Source organism: Nocardia farcinica (assembly GCF_001182745.1).
Lineage (GTDB): Bacteria > Actinomycetota > Actinomycetes > Mycobacteriales > Mycobacteriaceae > Nocardia > Nocardia farcinica.
Map to the genome: position 1 here is coordinate 2,310,568 of NZ_LN868939.1, position 19,241 is coordinate 2,329,808.

At 72.7% G+C, this 19,241-nt stretch carries 19 protein-coding genes; 13 read left to right on the plus strand and 6 right to left on the minus strand.

The window, feature by feature from the left end; genetic code table 11:
- Positions 1-81: 81 nt before the first annotated feature.
- From AMO33_RS27390 to ligA, 6 genes are all read left to right on the plus strand, one after another.
- On the plus strand, positions 82-903 hold the full coding sequence (locus AMO33_RS27390; protein WP_060595186.1) for a GNAT family N-acetyltransferase: 822 nt from the start codon (positions 82-84) through the stop codon (positions 901-903).
- Entirely contained in the window at positions 900-1,853 is a 954-nt protein-coding gene (locus AMO33_RS27395) for a lysophospholipid acyltransferase family protein (RefSeq protein ID WP_373862115.1), read from the plus strand. The genes AMO33_RS27390 and AMO33_RS27395 overlap by 4 nt, the downstream gene beginning before the upstream one ends.
- Positions 1,854-2,056: 203 nt before the next feature.
- On the plus strand, positions 2,057-3,286 hold the full coding sequence (locus AMO33_RS27400; RefSeq protein ID WP_041560329.1) for a cysteine desulfurase family protein: 1,230 nt from the start codon (positions 2,057-2,059) through the stop codon (positions 3,284-3,286).
- A complete protein-coding gene (gene mnmA / locus AMO33_RS27405) occupies positions 3,286-4,401 on the plus strand; it encodes a tRNA 2-thiouridine(34) synthase MnmA (RefSeq protein WP_041560328.1) in 1,116 nt (371 codons plus the stop codon). Before AMO33_RS27400 ends, mnmA begins: the two co-directional genes overlap by 1 nt.
- A 46-nt stretch (positions 4,402-4,447) precedes the next feature.
- The gene (locus AMO33_RS27410) at positions 4,448-5,503 is read left to right on the plus strand and encodes a methionine synthase (protein ID WP_060594787.1); all 1,056 of its coding nucleotides are present in this window, start codon (positions 4,448-4,450) and stop codon (positions 5,501-5,503) included.
- A gap of 171 nt (positions 5,504-5,674) precedes the next feature.
- A complete protein-coding gene (gene ligA / locus AMO33_RS27415) occupies positions 5,675-7,726 on the plus strand; it encodes an NAD-dependent DNA ligase LigA (protein WP_050768315.1) in 2,052 nt (683 codons plus the stop codon).
- Here ligA and AMO33_RS27420 read toward each other — a convergent pair.
- Positions 7,723-8,076, minus strand: coding sequence for a hypothetical protein (locus AMO33_RS27420; protein ID WP_127516208.1), 354 nt, complete (start codon positions 8,074-8,076; stop codon positions 7,723-7,725). The two genes, ligA and AMO33_RS27420, sit on opposite strands and share 4 nt — an antisense overlap.
- A gap of 121 nt (positions 8,077-8,197) precedes the next feature.
- On the opposite strand from AMO33_RS27420, the gene AMO33_RS27425 reads away from it, so the two are divergent.
- From AMO33_RS27425 to AMO33_RS27435, 3 genes are read left to right on the plus strand one after another with little or no spacing between them, the layout of a single operon-like run.
- Positions 8,198-9,439, plus strand: a complete 1,242-nt coding sequence (locus AMO33_RS27425) for an AAA family ATPase (RefSeq protein WP_060594788.1) — start codon at positions 8,198-8,200, stop codon at positions 9,437-9,439.
- Positions 9,440-9,475: 36 nt separating this feature from the next.
- Complete coding sequence (locus AMO33_RS27430) at positions 9,476-9,811, plus strand: hypothetical protein (RefSeq protein ID WP_041560326.1); 336 nt, start codon at positions 9,476-9,478, stop codon at positions 9,809-9,811.
- A 25-nt stretch (positions 9,812-9,836) separates the two neighbouring features.
- Entirely contained in the window at positions 9,837-10,343 is a 507-nt protein-coding gene (locus AMO33_RS27435; RefSeq protein WP_082668824.1) for a GNAT family N-acetyltransferase, read from the plus strand.
- A gap of 79 nt (positions 10,344-10,422) precedes the next feature.
- Here the strand turns inward: AMO33_RS27435 and AMO33_RS27440 are convergent, their stop codons facing one another.
- A complete protein-coding gene (locus tag AMO33_RS27440) occupies positions 10,423-11,073 on the minus strand; it encodes an ACT domain-containing protein (protein WP_041561266.1) in 651 nt (216 codons plus the stop codon).
- 361 nt (positions 11,074-11,434) lie between these two features.
- On the opposite strand from AMO33_RS27440, the gene gatC reads away from it, so the two are divergent.
- Positions 11,435-11,734 carry an Asp-tRNA(Asn)/Glu-tRNA(Gln) amidotransferase subunit GatC gene (gatC, locus tag AMO33_RS27445; protein ID WP_011210793.1) on the plus strand — a complete coding sequence of 100 codons (300 nt, stop codon included), beginning with the start codon at positions 11,435-11,437 and terminating at the stop codon, positions 11,732-11,734.
- Positions 11,731-13,203 (plus strand): Asp-tRNA(Asn)/Glu-tRNA(Gln) amidotransferase subunit GatA, encoded by a 1,473-nt coding sequence (gene gatA / locus AMO33_RS27450; RefSeq protein ID WP_011210792.1) that lies wholly within the window; start codon positions 11,731-11,733, stop codon positions 13,201-13,203. The genes gatC and gatA overlap by 4 nt, the downstream gene beginning before the upstream one ends.
- Positions 13,204-13,240: 37 nt before the next feature.
- Here the strand turns inward: gatA and AMO33_RS27455 are convergent, their stop codons facing one another.
- The 3 genes from AMO33_RS27455 to AMO33_RS27465 are packed head-to-tail and all read right to left on the minus strand — an operon-like array spanning position 13,241 to position 15,897.
- Complete coding sequence (locus AMO33_RS27455; protein ID WP_060594789.1) at positions 13,241-13,687, minus strand: SRPBCC domain-containing protein; 447 nt, start codon at positions 13,685-13,687, stop codon at positions 13,241-13,243.
- Positions 13,688-13,708: 21 nt separating this feature from the next.
- Complete coding sequence (locus AMO33_RS27460) at positions 13,709-15,061, minus strand: alpha/beta-hydrolase family protein (RefSeq protein WP_060595189.1); 1,353 nt, start codon at positions 15,059-15,061, stop codon at positions 13,709-13,711.
- Positions 15,058-15,897, minus strand: coding sequence for a hypothetical protein (locus AMO33_RS27465; RefSeq protein ID WP_060594790.1), 840 nt, complete (start codon positions 15,895-15,897; stop codon positions 15,058-15,060). Before AMO33_RS27465 ends, AMO33_RS27460 begins: the two co-directional genes overlap by 4 nt.
- Positions 15,898-16,154: 257 nt before the next feature.
- Here AMO33_RS27465 and AMO33_RS27470 point away from each other — a divergent pair, with 257 nt between their 5' ends.
- Together AMO33_RS27470 and AMO33_RS27475 are read left to right on the plus strand one after the other, a co-directional pair.
- On the plus strand, positions 16,155-17,492 hold the full coding sequence (locus AMO33_RS27470; protein ID WP_060594791.1) for a sensor histidine kinase: 1,338 nt from the start codon (positions 16,155-16,157) through the stop codon (positions 17,490-17,492).
- A 59-nt stretch (positions 17,493-17,551) separates the two neighbouring features.
- Positions 17,552-18,214 carry a response regulator gene (locus AMO33_RS27475; RefSeq protein ID WP_011210787.1) on the plus strand — a complete coding sequence of 221 codons (663 nt, stop codon included), beginning with the start codon at positions 17,552-17,554 and terminating at the stop codon, positions 18,212-18,214.
- 8 nt (positions 18,215-18,222) lie between these two features.
- Here AMO33_RS27475 and AMO33_RS27480 read toward each other — a convergent pair whose 3' ends face one another.
- Entirely contained in the window at positions 18,223-19,050 is an 828-nt protein-coding gene (locus AMO33_RS27480) for a serine hydrolase (protein ID WP_228790404.1), read from the minus strand.
- Between the last annotated feature and the right edge of the window lie 191 nt (positions 19,051-19,241).

The following is a 19,241-nucleotide window of genomic DNA, read 5'->3' on the forward strand; positions in this document are numbered from 1 at the left end:
GGCGTCTCGTTCACCGAACCGGCATTCCGCCGACACTTCGAGGTCGCTCCGGCGCAGTCTGGGGCTGGCTTCATCACGGATATGACTATTTCGTCCGTGTTGACGGCCCCGGCTCGACCGACGGAATCCGGGGGGCAGCGGTACGCGTTGGTGGTCGCCTCCGACGCCGAGCACCGCGAGGCGGCGCAGCGCCTGCGCTACCGAGTGTTCGCCGACGAACCCGGTTTCCGGATCCCCGACACCGGCACCGGGCTCGACGCCGATCGGTTCGACGAGCACTGCGATCACCTGCTCGTCCGGGACGAGCGGACCGGGGCGTTCGTCGGCTGCTACCGGATGCTCCCACCGGACAAGGCCGCCGGGGCGGGCGGGTACTACACGGCCACGGAATTCGACCTGACCCGGCTCGACCCGCACGGGCGCCGGATCGTGGAGATGGGCCGCGCCTGCGTGGTGCCCGAGCACCGCAACGGCTCGGTGCTCACCCTCATGTGGGCGGGCATCCTGCACTACATCCAGCTCACCGGCTACGACTGGGTGATGGGCTGCGTGTCGGTGCCCATGCAGAACAGCCCCACCGATCCCGCGGGTGTGAACGTGCGCGGCGTGCGGGACCTGCTGCTGAGCAAGCACGCCTGCGAGCCGCGGCACCGCGTCCGCCCGTACCACCCGGTGGTGGTCGACGGGCGCGGCCTCGACGACCTGACTCCGCCCGCCCGGCCCACGCTGCCGCCACTGCTGCGCGGCTACCTGCGCCTGGGCGCGCAGATATGCGGTGAGCCCGCGCACGACCCGGATTTCGCGGTCGCCGATTTCGTCGCCCTGCTCGGGCTGGACACCATCAACACCCGCTACCTGGAACGCTTGCAGGGCGCCGCGACGGCCTTCGACGGGGGACGGTGAGGACCGTGGTGTTCGACGCGCCGTTGGCGAAGGACGCACACAGCTGGATGCCGTCGAGCCCGTGCGGGCCCGCCTGCATCGAGCGCACCGACGAGGTGAGCCCGGCCCGCGTGCTCGCCCGCACCGCGGGCATCGCCGGGCTGCTGGTGAGCTACCCGGTCGCCCACCTGGCCACGCCGCCCGCCCGCCGCGCCGCCGTGCAGCGGCGCTACGCCCGCGCCCTGCTCGGCTGTCTGGGGATGCGGCTGCGGGTGGTCGACAACCGCCGGCCCGATCCGGAGCACCCCGACGGCCGCTACGCGTCGGCCGGCACCGGCGTGCTCGTCGTCGCCGGGCACGTCGGGTGGACCGATGTGGTCGCGCTGGCCGCGGTGCAGCCGCTGGGCTTCGTCGCGCGCGCCGACCTGATCGACTGGCCCGTCCTCGGCGGGCTCGCGCGGCTCATGCGCGTCGTGCCGATCGAGCGGGAACGACTCCGCGCGCTGCCGGCCACCGTTGCCCGGGTCGCCGAGCGGCTGGCGGCCGGGGAGCGGATAGCCGTGTTCCCCGAGGGCACCACCTGGTGCGGCCGCGCCTACGGCACCATGCGCCCGGCCTTCTTTCAGGCCGCGATCGACACCGGCACCTTCGTGCAGCCGGTGCGCCTGCGCTACCTGGACCGCCGCGGCGCGCAGTGCACCGTGCCGGGCTTCGTGGGCGAGGACTCCTTCCTGGCCTCGGCCAAGCGCGTGCTGCGCGCGGCGGGCACCACCGCCGAGATCGTGCTCGAGCCGCTCGAGTACCCGGGCCTGGACCGGCGCGACCTGGCGCGGCGGTGCGAGCGCGCGGTGCGCGGGGCGGACCTGTCCCGGCACGGGCTGGACGCCACGCAGTGGATCGAGGCGACCACCACCAGGGTCGCCGACCCGTCCCCGGCCCCCACATCCGACCCCACCCGGCTCCCGCACTGAGTCGCGCGCCCCGGTCACGGTGTGCGTGTGTGCCTTCTCGTGACAATCGCCGGGGTCCGGCTCGACACGGTCCGGGTCGACACCGCACCGGGCCGGGTCGCGCCGGTGTCCGGGCCGCCTCACCTGCGGGTGACCGGGATCGCGACCACCGCCCGCTCGGCCGGGAATAAGCGCGCAGCGGCGGCGGCTATCCTCTGATGGTCATGAAGTCGGCTTATTCGGGTCCGGTCACCGGTGCTGCGCCCCAGACGGTCTACCTCGATCATGCGGCCACCACACCGATGCTGCCCGCCGCCATCGAGGCGATGACGGCTGCGATGGCCCGGCCCGGCAACGCCTCCTCGGTGCACGGCTCCGGCCGCGCCGCCCGTCGCATGCTGGAGGAGGCGCGCGAGTCGATCGCGGCGAATCTGGGCGCCCGGCCCTCGGAGGTCGTGTTCACCTCCGGTGGTACCGAGAGCGACAACCTCGCTGTCAAGGGCATCTACTGGGCCCGTCGTGACGCCGATCCGCGCCGCGTGCGCATCCTGACCAGCGCCGTCGAGCACCACGCCGTGATCGACGCGGTCGAATGGCTCGAGCAGCACGAGGGCGCCCGGGTGACCTGGCTGCCGGTCGACGCGCAGGGCCTGGTCTCGCCGCGCACGCTGCGCGCCGCGCTCGACGAGCACGCCGACGAGGTCGCGCTGATCTCGATCATGTGGGCCAACAACGAGGTCGGCACCATCGAGCCGATCCACGAACTGGCCGCGGTGGCACAGGAATTCGGCATCCCGATGCACAGTGACGCCATCCAGGCCGCCGCTCAGCTGCCGATCGACTTCGGGGCGAGCGGGCTGGCGGCCGCCAGCTTCGCCGGCCACAAGGTCGGCGGCCCGCACGGCGTCGGCGTGCTGTTGCTGGGCAGGCAGGTGCCCTGCGTGCCGCTGTTGCACGGCGGCGGCCACGAGCGCGATCTGCGCTCGGGCACCTCCGATACGCCCGCCGCCGTGGGCTTGGCCGCGGCCCTGGACGTCACGGTCGCCGAACTGCCCGCCAAGACCGCCGAGCTGATCGCGTTGCGGGACGAGTTGATCGCCGGTGTGCTGGCCGCCGTACCCGATGCCGTGCTCAACGGCCCGGCGGGCCAGGGCCGCCTGCCCGGCAACGCGCACTTCACCTTCGCCGGCTGCGAGGGTGATTCGCTGCTGATGCTGCTGGACGCGGCCGGGATCGAATGCTCGACGGGTTCGGCCTGCACCGCCGGGGTGGCCACACCCAGCCACGTGTTGATCGCGATGGGCGTGCAGCCGTGGGTGGCGCGCGGGTCGCTGCGTTTCTCGCTCGGTCACACCTCGACGCGCGCCGACGTGCGGGCCCTGCTCGAGGTGTTGCCCCAGGTGGTGGAGCGGGCCAGGGCGGCTGGTCTCGCCGGTGCGAAAGGTGGTGTGTGATGCGGGTTCTCGCGGCGATGAGCGGTGGCGTCGACTCGGCCGTCGCGGCGGCGCGCGCCGTCGACGCCGGACACGACGTGGTCGGCGTGCACCTGGCGCTCTCGGCGACCCCGGGCACCCTGCGCACCGGTTCGCGCGGCTGCTGCTCCAAGGAGGACGCCGGTGATGCCCGGCGCGCCGCCGACGTGCTCGGCATCCCCTTCTACGTCTGGGATTTCGCCGACCGCTTCAAGGAAGACGTGATCGACGACTTCGTGGCTGCCTACGCCGCGGGCGAGACCCCCAACCCGTGCCTGCGCTGCAACGAGAAGATCAAGTTCTCCGCGCTGGCCGACCGCGCCGTCGCGCTCGGCTTCGACGCCGTGGTCACCGGTCACTACGCGCGGCTGTCCGACGGTGTGCTGCGCCGGGCTGTGGACGCCGACAAGGACCAGTCCTACGTGCTGGCCGTGCTGACCGCCGAGCAGTTGGCGCGCGCGATGTTCCCGGTCGGTGACACCCCGAAGCCGCAGATCCGCGCCGAGGCCGCCGAGCGTGGTCTGGCCGTGGCGAACAAGCCGGACAGTCACGACATCTGTTTCATTCCCTCCGGCGACACCCGCGCCTTCCTCGGCGCCCGGATCGGCATCCGGCCGGGCGCGGTGGTCGACGCCGACGGGCAGGTGCTCGCCGAGCACGAGGGCGTGCACGGTTTCACCATCGGCCAGCGCAAGGGGCTCGGCCTGCCCGGTCCCGCGGCGGACGGCAAGCCGCGCTACGTCACCGACATCGACCCGGCCTCGGGCACGGTGCGGGTGGGCTCCGCCGAGGATCTGCAGGTGCGGCAGGTGCGGGCCGAGCGCGCGGTGTGGACCTCCGGGCGCACCCCGGAGGGGCCGATCGACTGCGTCGCCCAGGTGCGCGCGCACGGCGGCACCGCGCCCGCGACCGCCGAGGCGGTGGACGGCGGGCTGGTGGTGCGCCTGCACGAGCCGTTGACCGGGGTCGCGAAGGGGCAGGCGGTGGTGCTGTACCGTCCCGACCCGCTGGGCGACGAGGTGCTCGGCAGCGGGACGATCAGCGGCACCGCCCGCACGCACGCGCTGGACGGCGCGGCGGGCGCGTCCGCGCGATGACACCGCGCCGCGCCCGGCACTCGACATCGACGACGGGGTAGCACAGGTGAGGGAAACAGCAACGCCGGCAGCGGATTCCGGTGAGCTCGTGCGCGGTGGTGTCGCGACCGGGGTGGGTTCGTGGCCGGGTACCGATCCGCGGGAGGCCGCCGCCACCGTGCTCGGCGAACTGCCCGATCTGGCGCACCTGGTGGAACTGCCCGAGCGCGGCGTCGGCGCGGACATGATCGGCCGGGTCTCGGCCCTGCTGGTCGATCTGCGCTTCGACACAAGCACCCGCGGCTACCGCCTCACTCCGCGGCCCGGCGCGGTCTCCCGGCGCGCCCGTGACCTGCTGCGCGCCGACCTGGACGCGCTGGAAGAAGCGTGGGAGACCTCGGGGTCGGCGGGTACCGGGCGGGTGCTCAAGCTGCAGTCGGCCGGTCCGCTCACGCTGGCCGCCCAGGTCGAATTGCCCAACGGCCATCGTGCGCTGACCGATCCCGGTGCGGTCCGCGACCTGGCGGATTCGCTGGCCGAGGGTCTGGCCGGGCACGCCGAGGAGGTGCGGGCGCGACTCGGCGCCGAGGTGGTGTTGCAGCTGGACGAGCCCTCGCTGGGCGCGGTCCTCGCGGGCACGCTGCGCGGTGTCAGTGCCCTGGACACCGTGCGGGCGCTGCCCGAACCCGAAGCGCAGGCCGTACTGGACCGGGTGATCGACGCCCAGTCCGCCCCCGTCGTGCTGCACTCCTGCGCCGACCGCCCCCCGCTGGCACTGCTGCGTCGCACCGCGGCCGCCGCCCTGGCCGTCGACGTGTCCACCCTCGGCACCGCCGACCTCGACCACCTCGGTGAAGCGCTCGACAGCGGCACCCGCCTCGTCCTCGGCCTCGTCCCGACCACCGAGCCCGCGGGAGAATTCGGCTGGCGCGAGGCCGCCGAACCCGGCGTCCGCCTCATCGACCGCCTCGGCTTCCCCCGCACCCTCCTGGCCACCCACATCCTGGTCGCGCCCGCCTGCGGCCTCGCCGGCGCGCCGCTATCCTGGGCCCGCCGCGCCCTCACCCTTGCCGCCGAGGTCACCCGCGCCTACACCGAGTCACCGGAATCCCTCCACCTGTGACGCCCGCCGAGGACGGTGAGCCGACCACTTCCGCCACCTCGGCGGCGGGCCGAGACCCCGCCGCGACGAAGGAGCGGCAAAATAGACACAGTGAGCGACAGCGCGGCTATCTCCGCGGCCGAGGAATCCGCGGCCGCAGCAGCACAGGATCCCGCTTCCGACGAGGATCGGGTGCGGTGGCAGCGGCTCGCCGAGGAGGTGCGCGAGCATCAGTTCCGCTATTACGTCCGTGATGCCCCGATCATCTCCGACGGCGAGTTCGATGCCCTGCTGCGCGAGTTGCAGGAGCTGGAGGACCGGCATCCGGATCTGCGGACGCCGGATTCGCCGACGCAGCTGGTGGGCGGCGGGTTCGCCACCGATTTCACCCCGGTGGATCATCTCGAGCGGATGCTGTCGCTGGACAACGTGTTCGATGTCGACGAGTTGCGCGCCTGGGCGGCGCGGGTGGAGGCCGAGACCGGCCCGGATCTGCACTACCTGTGTGAGGTGAAGATCGACGGCGTGGCGTTGAACCTCGTGTACGAGCGGGGGAAGCTGGTGCGCGCGGCGACCCGCGGTGACGGCCGCACCGGTGAGGACGTCACGCTGAACGCCCGCACGATCGAGGATGTGCCCGGCGAGTTGTCCGCGGGGGGCGAGTTCCCGGTGCCGGAGCTGCTGGAGGTGCGCGGCGAGGTGTATCTGCGGCTCGCGGATTTCGAGGCGCTGAACGCCGCGATCGTGGCGGAGGGCAAACCGCCGTACGCCAATCCGCGCAACACGGCGGCGGGGTCGTTGCGGCAGAAGGATCCCGCGGTGACGGCGCGGCGCCGGTTGCGGATGATCTGTCACGGGCTGGGCCGGATCGAGGGCTACACCCCGGCGTCGCAGTTCGAGGCGTATCGGGCGCTGTCGGCGTGGGGGCTGCCGGTTTCCGAGCACACCCGCCGGGTGCGGGGCATCGACGCGGTGATCGAGCGGGTGGCCTATTGGGGCGAGCACCGCCACGACATCGAGCACGAGATCGACGGCCAGGTGATCAAGGTGGACGAGACGTCGCTGCAGCGGCGGCTCGGCGCGACCTCCCGGGCGCCGCGGTGGGCGATCGCCTACAAGTATCCGCCGGAGGAGGCGACGACCAAGCTGCGCGCCATCGAGGTCAACGTCGGCCGCACCGGCCGGGTGACGCCGTTCGCGGTGATGGAGCCGGTGGTGATCGCCGGGTCGACGGTGGCGATGGCGACGCTGCACAACGCGTCGGAGGTCAAGCGCAAGGGCGTGTTGATCGGCGACACGGTGACCATCCGCAAGGCCGGTGACGTGATTCCGGAGGTGCTCGGTCCGGTGGTGGACGCGCGGACCGGCGCCGAACGCGAGTTCGTGATGCCCACGCACTGCCCGGAGTGCGGTACCGAGCTGGCGCCGGAGAAGGAGGGTGACGCCGACATCCGCTGCCCGAACCAGCGGTCCTGCCCGGCGCAGCTGCGGGAGCGGGTGTATCACGTGGCCGGCCGCAGCGCTTTCGACATCGAGGCACTCGGATACGAGGCGGCCATCGACCTGTTGCAGTCCGGTGCGATCGGCGACGAGGGCGACCTGTTCGATCTGGACGAGGCCCGCCTGTTGACCACCTCGCTGTTCACCAACAAGAACGGGAGTCTGTCGGCGAACGGCAAACGGCTGCTGGAGAATCTGGACGCGGCCAAGGACCGGCCGCTGTGGCGGGTGCTGGTCGGGTTGTCGATCCGGCACGTCGGCCCGACCGCGGCGCGGGCGCTGGCCGCGGAGTTCGGCAGCATGGAGCGGATCGAGCAGGCGAGCGTGGACGAGCTGGCCGCCACCGACGGGGTGGGGCCGACCATCGCGGCGGCGGTGGCGGAGTGGTTCACCGTCGATTGGCACCGGGCGATCGTGGCGAAGTGGCGCGCGGCCGGGGTGCGGATGGTCGACGAGCGCGACGAGTCGATCGAACGCACGCTGGAGGGGCTGTCGATCGTGGTGACGGGCTCGTTGCAGGGGTTCTCCCGCGACGGCGCGAAGGAGGCGATCTTGGCGCGGGGCGGTAAGGCGGCCGGTTCGGTGTCGAAGAAGACGGCGTTCGTCGTGGTCGGGGACGCGCCGGGTGCCAAGGCGGCCAAGGCCGAGGAGCTGGGCGTGCCGATCCTGGACGAGGAGGGGTTTGTGCGGTTGCTCGCGGAGGGGCCCGCGGCGGTCGCCGCCGAGGAACCGGAATCGGGCTAGCGGGGGCTCACCTGGACGGTGGCGCTGTACTGGCCGCCGATCTCGAGCCTGGTGCAGTGCCCGGGGTCGAGTTCGATGTGCTGCCGGTTGACCCGGCGCGCGCCGTCGGAGTCGACGGTCACCGCGGTGCCGCTCATCGCGCACACCTTGGCGACGGCGGGCCGCGCGGTGTAGGTGGTGGTACCCGCGCCCTGGCAGTGGTGGGTGGCGTCGTTGAGGAACACGCTGGCGGTGCCGACCGGGCACGGCCCGTCGGCGGCGGCGGTCTGCGGGATCGCGAGCACCGCACCGCTGCCGAGCGCCGCGGCGGCGAGACCACGGATCATCACACGACCGACTCGAACTGCCATCGTTGCACCACCTCATCGCTGGACGTCGATTCTGCATGCTAGCGCCGATGGGCCGGGCTGTCCGGGTGAGGGCCGCGGGGCTGCCGTCGACGCCGCGCGGCGTGGACGGGAGTATGTCGGCATGCTGCGCAGTTTCCAGGTGACCAACCATCGATCGCTGGCCGAGCGCCAGGAGTTGCGACTGACCAAGGGGAGCGGGCCGGTCGCGGTCCCGGTGACCGCGATCCACGGCGGCGCCGCGGCGGGCAAGTCCAGCCTGGTCCACGCGCTCGGACAGCTGCGCGACGCGGTGCTGCATTCGGTGACCGGCTGGGACCCGTACGCCGGGCCGGTGCGTTCGCCGCACCTGGCGCGGGCGGACCGGCCCTCGGAGTTCGAGGTCGCCTTCGTCGCCGAGGGCTGCCCCTACACCTACGGCTTCCGCCTCGACAACGCCGACGTGACGGCCGAGTGGCTGTACAGCCATCCGCGCTCACGCAAGCGAATCGTGTTCGAGCGCACCGGGACCGAGGTCAAGGTCGGGCCGATGTTCGAGGCCGCCCGGTACGGCATCGTCGCGCTGGCGCCGCTGGTGCGGCCGAACGCGCTGCTGCTGAGCCTGGCCGGGCAGATGTACGCCGAGGCGCTGGTGCCCGCCTACCGCTGGTTCTCCTCGATGCTCGAGGTGCGGCAGGGGCCGGTCGACCCGGCCGAGGTGGCGCATCGGCTCGGCGGGCACATCTCGCGCTCGCCCGATCATGCCGCCCGGCTGTTGCTGTTGCTGCGCACCGCCGAGCTGGGCATCACCGATCTGCTGGTGGCCGAGCCGGATCCGCTCTACGCCGACTACCTGCGCGAGCTCGACGCCGAGATCGCCGCCGCGGTCGAGCAGACCGATCTCGCCGCGGCCTCGCCCGCGCACGCCGAGCGGCTGTTCGAGCAGACCGGTCTGACGCCGGTGCTGGCCGAGCGCGAGCTGACCAACCTGCGCGCGGCCCGCGATGCCCTCTACGCGCGCATGGTCGCCCGCCGCGGCGTGGGGTTGCAGCTGGTGCACGAGGGCATCGACACCCCGTTCGAGATCGCCGACGAGTCCTCGGCGACCCTGGCCCTGTTGCGGCTGCTGCCCGCGATGCTCGACGCGCTCGACGAGGGCCGGGTCCTGGTCGTCGACGACATCGGCGCGGGCCTGCCGATCGAGCAGGCCGACCGGCTGGTCCAGCTGTTCCAGAATCCGGAGACCAACACCCGCGGCGCGCAGTTGGTCTTCACCACCGACGACCGCGGCCTGATCGATCGCGGCAACGGCCGCTCGCAGCGCACCCGCACGGCGGTGTGGCAGGTCCGGCGCGAGGACGGCGCGAGCACGCTGACCCCGCGCTGAGCAGCGGGTCCGGCCGCCGCCCATACGATGGGCGGCATGCTGGAGTTCGCGATGCTGCTGATGATGGTCACCGTGCTGGTGGCCCTGCTGGTCGCCTATCGGCGCGGCCGCGGCGGCGCGGTGCCGCCCGCCGAACCCGAGCACGGATCGCTGCGCATCACCGGTGTCAGCCCGCGCCCGGAGGCGATGGGGGAGCAGTTCGTGACGATCACCGGCACGCTCAGCGGCCCGTCGGTGCCGGGCACCGTGGTCTACGGGCGGTTCGTGTGGGACGGCGCGTACTGGCCGCAGATCGGCGACGAGCTGCCGGTGATCTATCCGGCGGGCAAGCCGGACCGCTGGCAGCTGGTCCGTCCCGCCGGTCCGGCCTGAACCGAGTCCAGAGGAGCATGTCTCGATGACCACCGGCAACGACCTGGTGACGATCCGTACCGCCACCACCGCCGACCACGCCGCCGTGGGCGAACTCACCGTCGCCGTGTACGTGGGGGAGGGGTATGTGCGGGCCGACAGCCCCTACGCCGCCGAACTCGCCGACACCGCCCGCCGCGCCACCGCCGCGCAGATCCTGGTGGCCGAGCACGCGGGCGAGCTGGTCGGTTCGCTGACCGTCGCCCGCCCCGGCACCCCCTACGCCGACATCGCCCGGCCGGGAGAGCTGGAGTTCCGGATGCTCGCGGTGTCGTCGCGAGCGCGCGGTCTCGGCGCGGGAACGGGCTTGGTGCGCAGTGTGATCGACCTCGCGCGCGCCGAATCCTTCGAGGCCGTGGTGCTCACCACGATGCCCGCGATGGCCGATGCCCGCCGCCTCTACGACCGGCTGGGTTTCGCCCATGTGCCGCAGCGGGATTGGACGACCGAGACCGGACTGCCGCTGACGGTGATGCGGCTGCCGCTGGACTGACGGCGAATCGTCCGCTCAGCGACTTGTCCGCTCAGCGACTTGTCCGCTCAGCGACTTGTCCGCTCAGCGAATCGTCCGCTCAGCCGAGGACGGTCGCGACGATGCCCGCGAGGTAGCCCAGGCGCGCGACCTCGGAGGGGCGGAAGTCCGGTCCGCCCGGCCTGCCGAGCATGAGCACCTTGCCGGTGTTGCCCAGCGGCGCGGCGGCGAGCTTGGTGTCCATGTCGCGCCAGATCTGCGGCACCCAGTCGGCCTCGGGGTCGAGCACCGAGGGCTTCTCCAGCGGCATCCACGGCGCCGAGGCGGCCTGGGTCTGCGGCGCGCTCTGGCTGCCGACCACCCGGTAGGCGCCCTGCGGACCGTGGTCGAGGACGGTGCTCCAGCCGACGCGCAGCACCCGCGGCACGCCGTCCACCAACACCTGCAGGCGGTCGTCCCGGGCGCTGGCGACCTGGTCGATCAGCTCGAGCTCGCGGTGGGTGTCCAGCACACCCGAGTACGGACGGATGGAGTCGACGTGCACGTCACCGATCGATTCGGCGGCGGTGATGAGCGTGTCGGGAAGCGCGTTCGGCGGCACCTCGACCACCAGGTCGTCCACCGCGAAGCCGGCGCCACGTTCGACGACGTCCAGCGACAGGATGTCGGCTCCGACGGAACCCAGTGCGAGTGCGAGTGCGCCGAGGCTTCCCGGGCGATCCGGAAGTTGCACGCGGAGCAGGTAAGACACGCGCATTCCTTTCCTCTGGGCCGGCCGAGCCTGCTGCTCGGATACCCGGGTCTGGCAATACTTACACCCGTCCGCGCCGGTTATCGAGTCGAAGCGCGGGCCGTGACGTATACCACACCACGGTCTCGGTGGCCGACGGCGTGTCGCTGTGTGTCCCTTGGCGTGTCGCGGCGTGGCGGCCGACGGGAGGCTGTGTTGACGGGCCTGGGAGGCGGTGTCGATGGGCCTGGCGGTCGGTGTCGATGGGCCTGGGCGGCGGTGTCGACGAGCCCGGGAGGCTGCGATGTCGGGGCGCCGGGCGGGGTCGGTAGGGTATTGCCTGGCCGATCCACACGCTCTTCACGCCGAAAGGGGTCCCGCGGTGCCCGCCATCTCCCGCGACGAGGTCGCACACCTCGCCCGGCTGTCCCGGCTCGCGCTGTCCGATGCCGAACTGGACCAGTTCGCCGGTCAGCTGGATTCGATCCTGAGCCACGTGCGGACCATCTCCGAGGTCGCCGCCGCCGACGTCCCCGCCACCGCTTCGCCCGACCCGGTGACCAACGTGACCCGCCCCGACACCGTGGTGCCCGGCCTGACGCCGGACCAGGCGCTCGCCGCCGCGCCGGCGGTCGAGGAGCAGCGGTTCATGGTTCCGCAGATTCTGGGAGAGGGCGAATGAGCGACCTGACCACCCGCACCGCGGCCGAACTCGCGCAGCAGATCCACGCGCGCGAGATCAGCTCCGTCGAGGTCACCCAGGCCCACCTGGACCGCATCGCCGAGGTGGACGGCGAGCTGAACGCCTTCCTGCACGTGGCGGGCGAGCGCGCGCTGGAGGCCGCCGCCGCGGTCGACGCCGCCCTGGCCGCGGGCGAGGCGCCCGCCTCCCCGCTGGCCGGTGTTCCCTTGGCGCTCAAGGACGTTTTCACCACCACCGACATGCCGACCACCTGCGCGTCGAAGATCCTCGAGGGCTGGATGTCGCCCTACGACGCGACGGTGACCACCAAGCTGCGCGCGGCGGGCATCCCGATCCTCGGCAAGACCAACATGGACGAGTTCGCGATGGGCTCCTCCACCGAGAACTCCGCCTACGGCCCGACCCGCAACCCGTGGGACACCACCCGCATCCCCGGCGGCTCCGGCGGCGGCTCGGCGGCCGCGCTGGCCTCGCGTCAGGCGCCGCTGGCCATCGGTACCGACACCGGTGGCTCCATCCGTCAGCCCGCCGCCGTCACCGCGACCGTCGGCACCAAGCCGACCTACGGCACCGTCTCCCGCTACGGGCTGGTCGCCTGCGCGTCCTCGCTCGACCAGGGCGGGCCCTGTGGTCGCACGGTGCTCGACACCGCGCTGCTGCACGAGGTGATCGCGGGCTACGACCCGCGCGATTCCACCTCCCGGGACGTGCCGGTCCCGCCGGTGGTCGAGGCCGCTCGCCGGGGCGCCGCGGGCGACCTGCGCGGCGTCAAGGTCGGCGTGGTCAAGGAGTTGCACTCCGACAGCTACCAGCCGGGCGTCCTCGCCTCCTTCGACGCCGCGGTGGCGGTGCTGAAGGATCTGGGCGCCGAGGTGGTCGAGGTGTCCTGCCCGCACTTCGAGTACGGCCTGCCGTCCTACTACCTGGTGATGCCGTCGGAGGTGTCGTCGAACCTGGCCCGCTTCGACGCCATGCGGTACGGCCTGCGCGTCGGCGACGACGGCACGCACAGCGCCGAGCAGGTGATGGCGATGACCAGGGCCGCCGGTTTCGGCCCGGAGGTCAAGCGCCGCATCATGATCGGCACCTACGCCCTGTCGGCCGGTTACTACGACGAGTACTACGGCCAGGCGCTCAAGGTGCGTACCCTCATCGCCCGCGATTTCGACCGTGCCTACGAGCAGGTCGACGTGCTGGTCTCGCCGACCAGTCCGTTCACCCCGTGGAAGCTGGGCGAGAAGGTCGACGATCCGCTGGCGATGTACCTGTCGGATCTGTGCACGCTGCCCACCAATCTGGCCGGGCACCCGGCCATGTCGGTGCCGTCCGGGCTGAGCAAGGACGACGGCATGCCGGTGGGCCTGCAGATCATGGCGCCCGCGCTGGCCGACGACCGGCTCTACCGGGTGGGCGCGGCGTACGAGGCCGCGCGCGGTCCGATCGCCTGAAGCAGGGTGTGAGCGCCGCTGAGGACGCCCGCGGTCCTCAGCGGGCGCGCAGGGTTTCGGCCTGCCGCTGGACGGCGGCGGTCATCCCCTCGAAGCCGTGCCGCAGCCGGGCGCCCAGTGCCGCGGCGACCACCGGGTGCAGCCAGCCGCCGAGTTCGAAGTGCGACTCGTAGCGGGTGCGCTCCGGGCTGACCTCGGTGACGGTGTGCGAGCGCAGGCTGCGCAGGGTGCCCAGCGGGATCGGCTTCATGGTGTAGCTGAACTCGCGGCCCGGCGTGTGTGAGCGCATGTACTCCCGCTGGCGCTTGGGCTTGGCACCGCCGAGATCGACGACCATGTCGATCGGCTCGCCGGGTACCAGGCTGGTCGCGCATTCGAGCACGAACGGATTCCACTGTCCGTAGCTGTCGAAGTCGGTGAGGACCTCCCACACCGTCGCGGCGGGGGCGTCGATGTAGACGGTGGAATCGATGACGAAGGCCATGCGAGAAAACTAGAACAAGTTCTAGCGGCCGTCAACGGTGGTCGCGCACTCGCCCAGCGCCGTGCCCTGGTCGGCGCCGTAGCGGTGGCCGTGGCCGGGTGGCGCGTCCAGGGCGGCGAGCAGGTCGGCGGTGGTCTGGACGAAGCTGACCAGTGGCAGCCACCCGGGTACCGGGGCGTCCCGGCGCACGCCGGTGAGATCCGGGGCCCGCCACAGCAGGGCCGGCGACCAGTGCACCACCGGGTCGGAGCTGTTGGCGAGGATCGTCGCGCCGCCGCGGTGGGCGTCGTTGGCCGGTGGGCCCGCCCACAGCACCGCGCAGGTGCGCCGATCCTGGTCGGCGTCGTCGGCGAAGATCGCGCTGCCGCCCACCGCGCCGAGGCTCTGGCCGTAGACGAACAGCCGCGGCGGCCGCGGCAGGCCGGCCACCCGGCGCTCGACCGCCTCGAACAGCGCGCGGGCGGCATCGACCGCCTGCGAACGCCCGAACACGAAGCTCACCCAGCTGGGGGTGTAGGAGTACTGCAGGCCGAGCACGGCGACGTCGTCGCCGAAGCGGCGGGCGAAGCCGTCCATCGCGTTGGCATCGATCCAGCCCGAGCCGGTGGGCACCGCCACGACGAGATTGCCGCGGGTGAAACCGCCCGAACGCTCGAGTTCCCGGACCGCCAGCGCCACCCGGGAATCCAGGTCGGGCGCGGAGTCGACGCCGACATACATCCGGATCGGCCCGCCGGCCTCACCGCCGACGAACCGGCGGCCCTGCGCCCCCAGGGTGGACCAGGACACCGCCGAATCGGCGCTGCCGGAATGAATGGACACCGGCGGTGCCACGCCGGGCTCCAGGACGGCATTGGCCGCCGCGTAGGTCTGCATCCGCCAGTCGGCGACCCCGGGAACCAGCACGAACCACCCCGCCAACCCCGTCACCAGGCCCGCGGCCAGCACCCGTGCCCGCCCGAGCTTCCGGATCGAATACCGCAGTCCGCGCCCGAGACCCACCAGCGCGCCGCCGACCAGTACCGCCCCGAACCCGCACCGCACCCAGTACCCGGGATCGATGGGCGCGGTCCCCATGGCCGCGCGCAGCCCGTTCTGCCAGTGCCCGGCCCGCCACGCCGCCAGCCCGACCACCACCGCGACGGCCGCGGCGGCCAGGGCCCGGCCGCGGGCCGAGGCGCGGTCGGTGTCGAAACCCGCTCTGCGCAGCGCCCATCCGAGGCAGGCGGCGACCGCCAGCGCGGCGGCGACCAGCAGACCGGTGAGGATCGCCTGGGCACCCGCGGTGCGCGGCAGCAGGCCGGGCGCCAGCGAGAGGAGCGCGCCCGCACCGATTCCCACGCTCGTGCCCACGCGGGGCAGCCGCCCGATCATGCCGTCACCTCCGCGGCCGCGCCGGCGCGCCACCCGAGACCGGCCGCCGGCCGCGACCCGGTCACCCGGGTGCGCCGGACCAGCACCAGGGCCAGCCCGAGGGCGGCGGCGAGGCCGGCCCCGCGGGCGCCCACGCCACCGAACCGCTGGGCGAGCGCGGGCTCGACCACAGGCACGCCGTAGTCCTGGCGGCGCGAATTGAGGTCGACGAAGACACTCGCCACGTCGGCCATCACGGTGCAGCGGGCACGGGCCAGGGTGCCGGGCCGGCTGTCACACGCCGCCCGCATGTTCCGGTCCAGCGCGGCGTCGAGGGACTGGCGGGCCCAGGGGCCGAGCGGCGCACCCCGGCCGTCCGCGTACCGGAGCAGGTCGTAGCCGAGATCGTGGGCCTTGCAGGCACTGTCGAACTCGACCGGCAGCGGCACCGGGGACGAGCAGTCCCCCGAGGGTTTGACCACCAGTCCGTCGAGCATCGCGGGCCGGTACCCGAAGGTGGCAGTGAAGTCCGCGGGCACGAACGCGACCGTCTCGGCGGCATCACGGCTCAGCGCCGAGATCGCCTCGGCCGCAAGGAATTCCGATGCCGCCGGGCTGTCGGACGTCACGGAGCTGGTCGACGTGCCAGGGCTGGTCGCCGTCGCGGTGTCCTCGGATGCCGCGGTGCTCGATGCCACGATGTTGTTCGACACCGCGGTGGGTGCCGACGGCGCGGATACGGCGGCCCCGGCGGTGGGGGTGAGGACGACGACGGCCGAGGCGGCGGCCAGGGCGGCCAGCGCGGTGGCGCGGCGTCGCGACACCGGCCGGTCGGCGGCGGAGTTCGAAGTCTGCATGGCTCCCGACGCTAGGAACGCGACACCGCGTCCGGCCTCCCGCTGCGGAGCGGTCCGCGCGTCGTCCGTGCGGTCCGCACCCGTGCCGGGTCTCCCCCTCGGGTACGGGGGCGAATTACCCCGCCGGTATGAGGCCGCGCGACGGTGATGTTCCTAGTGTCGTAGTCATGAGAGGCAGGCGACGGAATCGGCGGGCATCCTCGACGGCGGCGGATCCCGCGCCGTCGAGCACCGAAGCGACGGTCGGAGGACACAGCGTGGAGCAGGACACGGGGCAGGCGGTGGCGCGGCGCGGACTGCGCGCCCGGCTGCGGGCGCAGGCCGCGACGATGAGCGGCACCGCCTGGTTCGACCTGGCGATGGTGTTCGTCGTCCTCGTGCTCTACACCGTCGCCTGGCCGACGCTGCACCTGACGCACGTGGTCGCGCCGGGCGCGCAGCCGTTCGTCGCCGCGCTGGCCGCCTTCCCGCTGCTGCTGGTGCGGATCAACCCGGCACTGGGTTGGGCGGTGTCCGCGGGCTCTGCCCTGGTGATCGCGCTCGCGATCCCGCACCAGCCGGCCAACGAGATGCCGTTCCAGGTCGTGCACGTGCTCTCGCTGATCGTGCTGCTGTTCGCGGTGGGACTGCGCGCGCCGATGCAGCTGGTGCTGCTGGCCTGGGCGTCGACCTCACTGCTGTTCGGCACCACCATGCCCGGTGAGGGCGAGGCGTTCGCCAACGCGGCCTGGGGTTGGCCGATCGCGCTGACGGTGGTCGTGCTGTTCGCGATGCTCATCCGCTGGCTGGTGCTCTCCCGCAGGCAACTGGTGCGCCAGGAGGAGGAGAACGAGCTGGAGCGGGCCCGCCGCGCCATCCTCGAGGAGAAGGCGCGCATCGCGCGCGACCTGCACGACGTCGTCGCTCACCACATGTCACTGGTGGTGGTGCAGGCACAGACCGCGCCCTACCGGGTGGCGGGCGTGAACGAGGCCGCGCGCGCGGAGTTCGAATCCATCTCCACCACCGCGCGCGAGGCGCTCAACGAGATCCGCGGGATGCTCGGGGTGCTGCGCAGCGACGGTGTGGCGCCCGAGCACTCCCCGCAGCCGAAGGCGGGGGAGGTGCTCGCCCTGTTCGAGGGTGCCCGCCGCGCGGGTGTCGACATCGACTGGACCGTCGAGGGCGACCTGTCGCGGGTGGCCGACACCACCGGGCTCGCGCTGTATCGGATCGTGCAGGAGTCGCTGTCCAATGCGTCCCGGCACGCGCCGGGCGCGGCCGTCCGGGTGACCCTGCGCTGTGCCGACACCCTCGACCTGCTGGTCGTCAACGGCCCGGCGGCGGCCCCGGCCGGGTCCGCGGGCAACGGCGGGCACGGCATCGCGGGGATGCGGGCCAGGGCGCTGGCCGCCGGTGGCGAACTCGTCGCGGAATCGACCGCCGACGGCGGTTTCGAGGTGCGCGCCCGGATGCCGCTGACCCCCGACCCCGTCGTCACGGTCGCCGCGCCGGCCGTGCCCGCCGCATCGGTCGCGCCTGCCGCATCGGTCGCGCCGGATTCTGCCGTCGTGGCGCAGCCCGCGCCGGTCGACGCATCCGGTCGCGGGGCGTGAGCACCGCGCGATCGAACACCACACCGGGGAGTCGGCCGCGCGGCAATTAGGGTGGGCGAGTGGCAACAACGGTTCTCATCGCCGACGACCAGGCAATGGTGCGGCAGGGCTTCGGCGCGCTGCTGGCCGCCCAACCAGACATCAGCGTGGTCGGCGACGCGCCGGACGGCAAGGTCGCGGTCGCCGAGGCCAAGCGCCTGCGTCCGGATGTGGTGCTCATGGACGTACGCATGCCGGAGATGAACGGACTCGACGCCGCGCGGGCCATCCTCGCGGCCGGCTTCGATCCGCCGGTGCGGGTGCTGATGCTCACCACCTTCGACATCGACGACTACGTCTACGAGGCGCTGAGCATCGGTGCCAGCGGGTTCCTGCTCAAGGACGCCCCCGCCGAGGAACTGGTGCGCGCGGTGCGGGTGGTCGCCGAAGGGCAGGCGCTGCTCGCGCCGACGGTCACCCGCAGGCTCATCGCCGAGGTCACCAGCCGCCGCGCCGCGAGCCGCAAACCCGCCCCGGAACTGGCCGCACTCACCCCGCGGGAACGGGAAGTGCTCGAGCTGGTCGCCCGCGGCATGTCCAACACCGAGATCGCCGAGGCGCTCTTCGTCGCCGAGCAGACGGTGAAAACCCATGTCTCCAAGGTCTTCTCGAAGCTGAACCTGCGCGACCGGGCCCAGGCGGTGGTGCTGGCCTACGAATCCGGACTGGTCACGCCGGGCTGATCCGGCGGTCAGTGCGCGCAGTGGCCGCCGCGCAGCTGATCCAGGTGCCGGGCCAGCAGCGCGGCCATGTCGTCGAGCAGGTGGGTGGCGTCGGTGAAGTCGCCGGATTCCGCCTGGGCCGCCATCGACACCGCGATCAGCCCGTTGCGCGCGGGGACCAGCCCGAACTGGCGGACCAGATACACGCCGGTCTCGTCGTCCGGACCCCAGCCACCCTTGAAGATCGCGCCCTCGATGGTGCCCAGCCCCCAACCCTGGTCGGGGGTGATCCGGCCCATGAGCTGGGTGACGGCGTCGGCCTGCGGCAGGCACGGCAGCCGGGAGGCGAACCGCACCTGATCGGTGAGCGACCACTCCGTCGTGCCGAACGCCTCGTAGTCGAGCCGAGTGCGCGGGCCGGGCACCCCCGTCGTGGCGTCACCCGCCTCGTCGAGGACCTGCTGCACGGCCTCGGCCGCCGCCAGCCCGTCGCCGAGAGAATCCCACAGCGCGTCGGCGGCATCGTTGTCGGAGACGGTGATCGCGGCCTCGGCGTCGGCCATCGCGCCTTCGGGATCGCGGCGCAGCGCCGCCACGGCCAGCGGCACCTTGATCGTCGACCAGGCCAGGCCGGTCGTCCAGTCACCGAACACCGTCGTCCGGTTGCCGCCCACCGGCATGATCGCCAGACCCACCTGCCCGCGCAGCCGCGGCTGCGCCTGGGTGAACTCGACGGCCAGCGCGTCCGGCCGGTCGATGGTGTGCCCGCGCCAGGCCGCGGACTTGGCCGCGACCAACACCGTCGCCTGCGGCTCCACCCGTTCCGCCATCAGCCCGCAGGACGCGAGCACGAGCATCGTGACCGCGAGACCTCCCTGTACCGCCGACCTGCCCAGGGACATCCACCGAAGCGACCTCACGCAAACCCCAACTACCCGTGCTGCCCCGGTACGGCATCGCGCCGCCCGGCACGCATCCGCGCGCCTGCGAAACTGGCGCGGCGGCGGTGCGCGCTAGATAGTTTTGCCGATAGTCGCGAGAAATCGAA

What these genes read in the sequence shown, in the direction of transcription:
- AMO33_RS27420 (WP_127516208.1), bottom strand. Translation starts at nt 8,076, where the DNA reads ATGGCAGTTCGAGTCGGTCGTGTGATGATCCGTGGTCTCGCCGCCGCG.
- AMO33_RS27460 (WP_060595189.1), bottom strand. Translation starts at nt 15,061, where the DNA reads ATGATCGGGCGGCTGCCCCGCGTGGGCACGAGCGTGGGAATCGGTGCG.
- AMO33_RS27390 (WP_060595186.1), top strand. Translation starts at nt 82, where the DNA reads ATGACTATTTCGTCCGTGTTGACGGCCCCGGCTCGACCGACGGAATCC.
- AMO33_RS27430 (WP_041560326.1), top strand. Translation starts at nt 9,476, where the DNA reads ATGCTGGAGTTCGCGATGCTGCTGATGATGGTCACCGTGCTGGTGGCC.
- AMO33_RS27455 (WP_060594789.1), bottom strand. Translation starts at nt 13,687, where the DNA reads ATGGCCTTCGTCATCGATTCCACCGTCTACATCGACGCCCCCGCCGCG.
- AMO33_RS27400 (WP_041560329.1), top strand. Translation starts at nt 2,057, where the DNA reads ATGAAGTCGGCTTATTCGGGTCCGGTCACCGGTGCTGCGCCCCAGACG.
- AMO33_RS27435 (WP_082668824.1), top strand. Translation starts at nt 9,837, where the DNA reads ATGACCACCGGCAACGACCTGGTGACGATCCGTACCGCCACCACCGCC.
- AMO33_RS27465 (WP_060594790.1), bottom strand. Translation starts at nt 15,897, where the DNA reads ATGCAGACTTCGAACTCCGCCGCCGACCGGCCGGTGTCGCGACGCCGC.
- mnmA (WP_041560328.1), top strand. Translation starts at nt 3,286, where the DNA reads ATGCGGGTTCTCGCGGCGATGAGCGGTGGCGTCGACTCGGCCGTCGCG.
- AMO33_RS27425 (WP_060594788.1), top strand. Translation starts at nt 8,198, where the DNA reads ATGCTGCGCAGTTTCCAGGTGACCAACCATCGATCGCTGGCCGAGCGC.
- gatA (WP_011210792.1), top strand. Translation starts at nt 11,731, where the DNA reads ATGAGCGACCTGACCACCCGCACCGCGGCCGAACTCGCGCAGCAGATC.
- AMO33_RS27480 (WP_228790404.1), bottom strand. Translation starts at nt 19,050, where the DNA reads ATGCTCGTGCTCGCGTCCTGCGGGCTGATGGCGGAACGGGTGGAGCCG.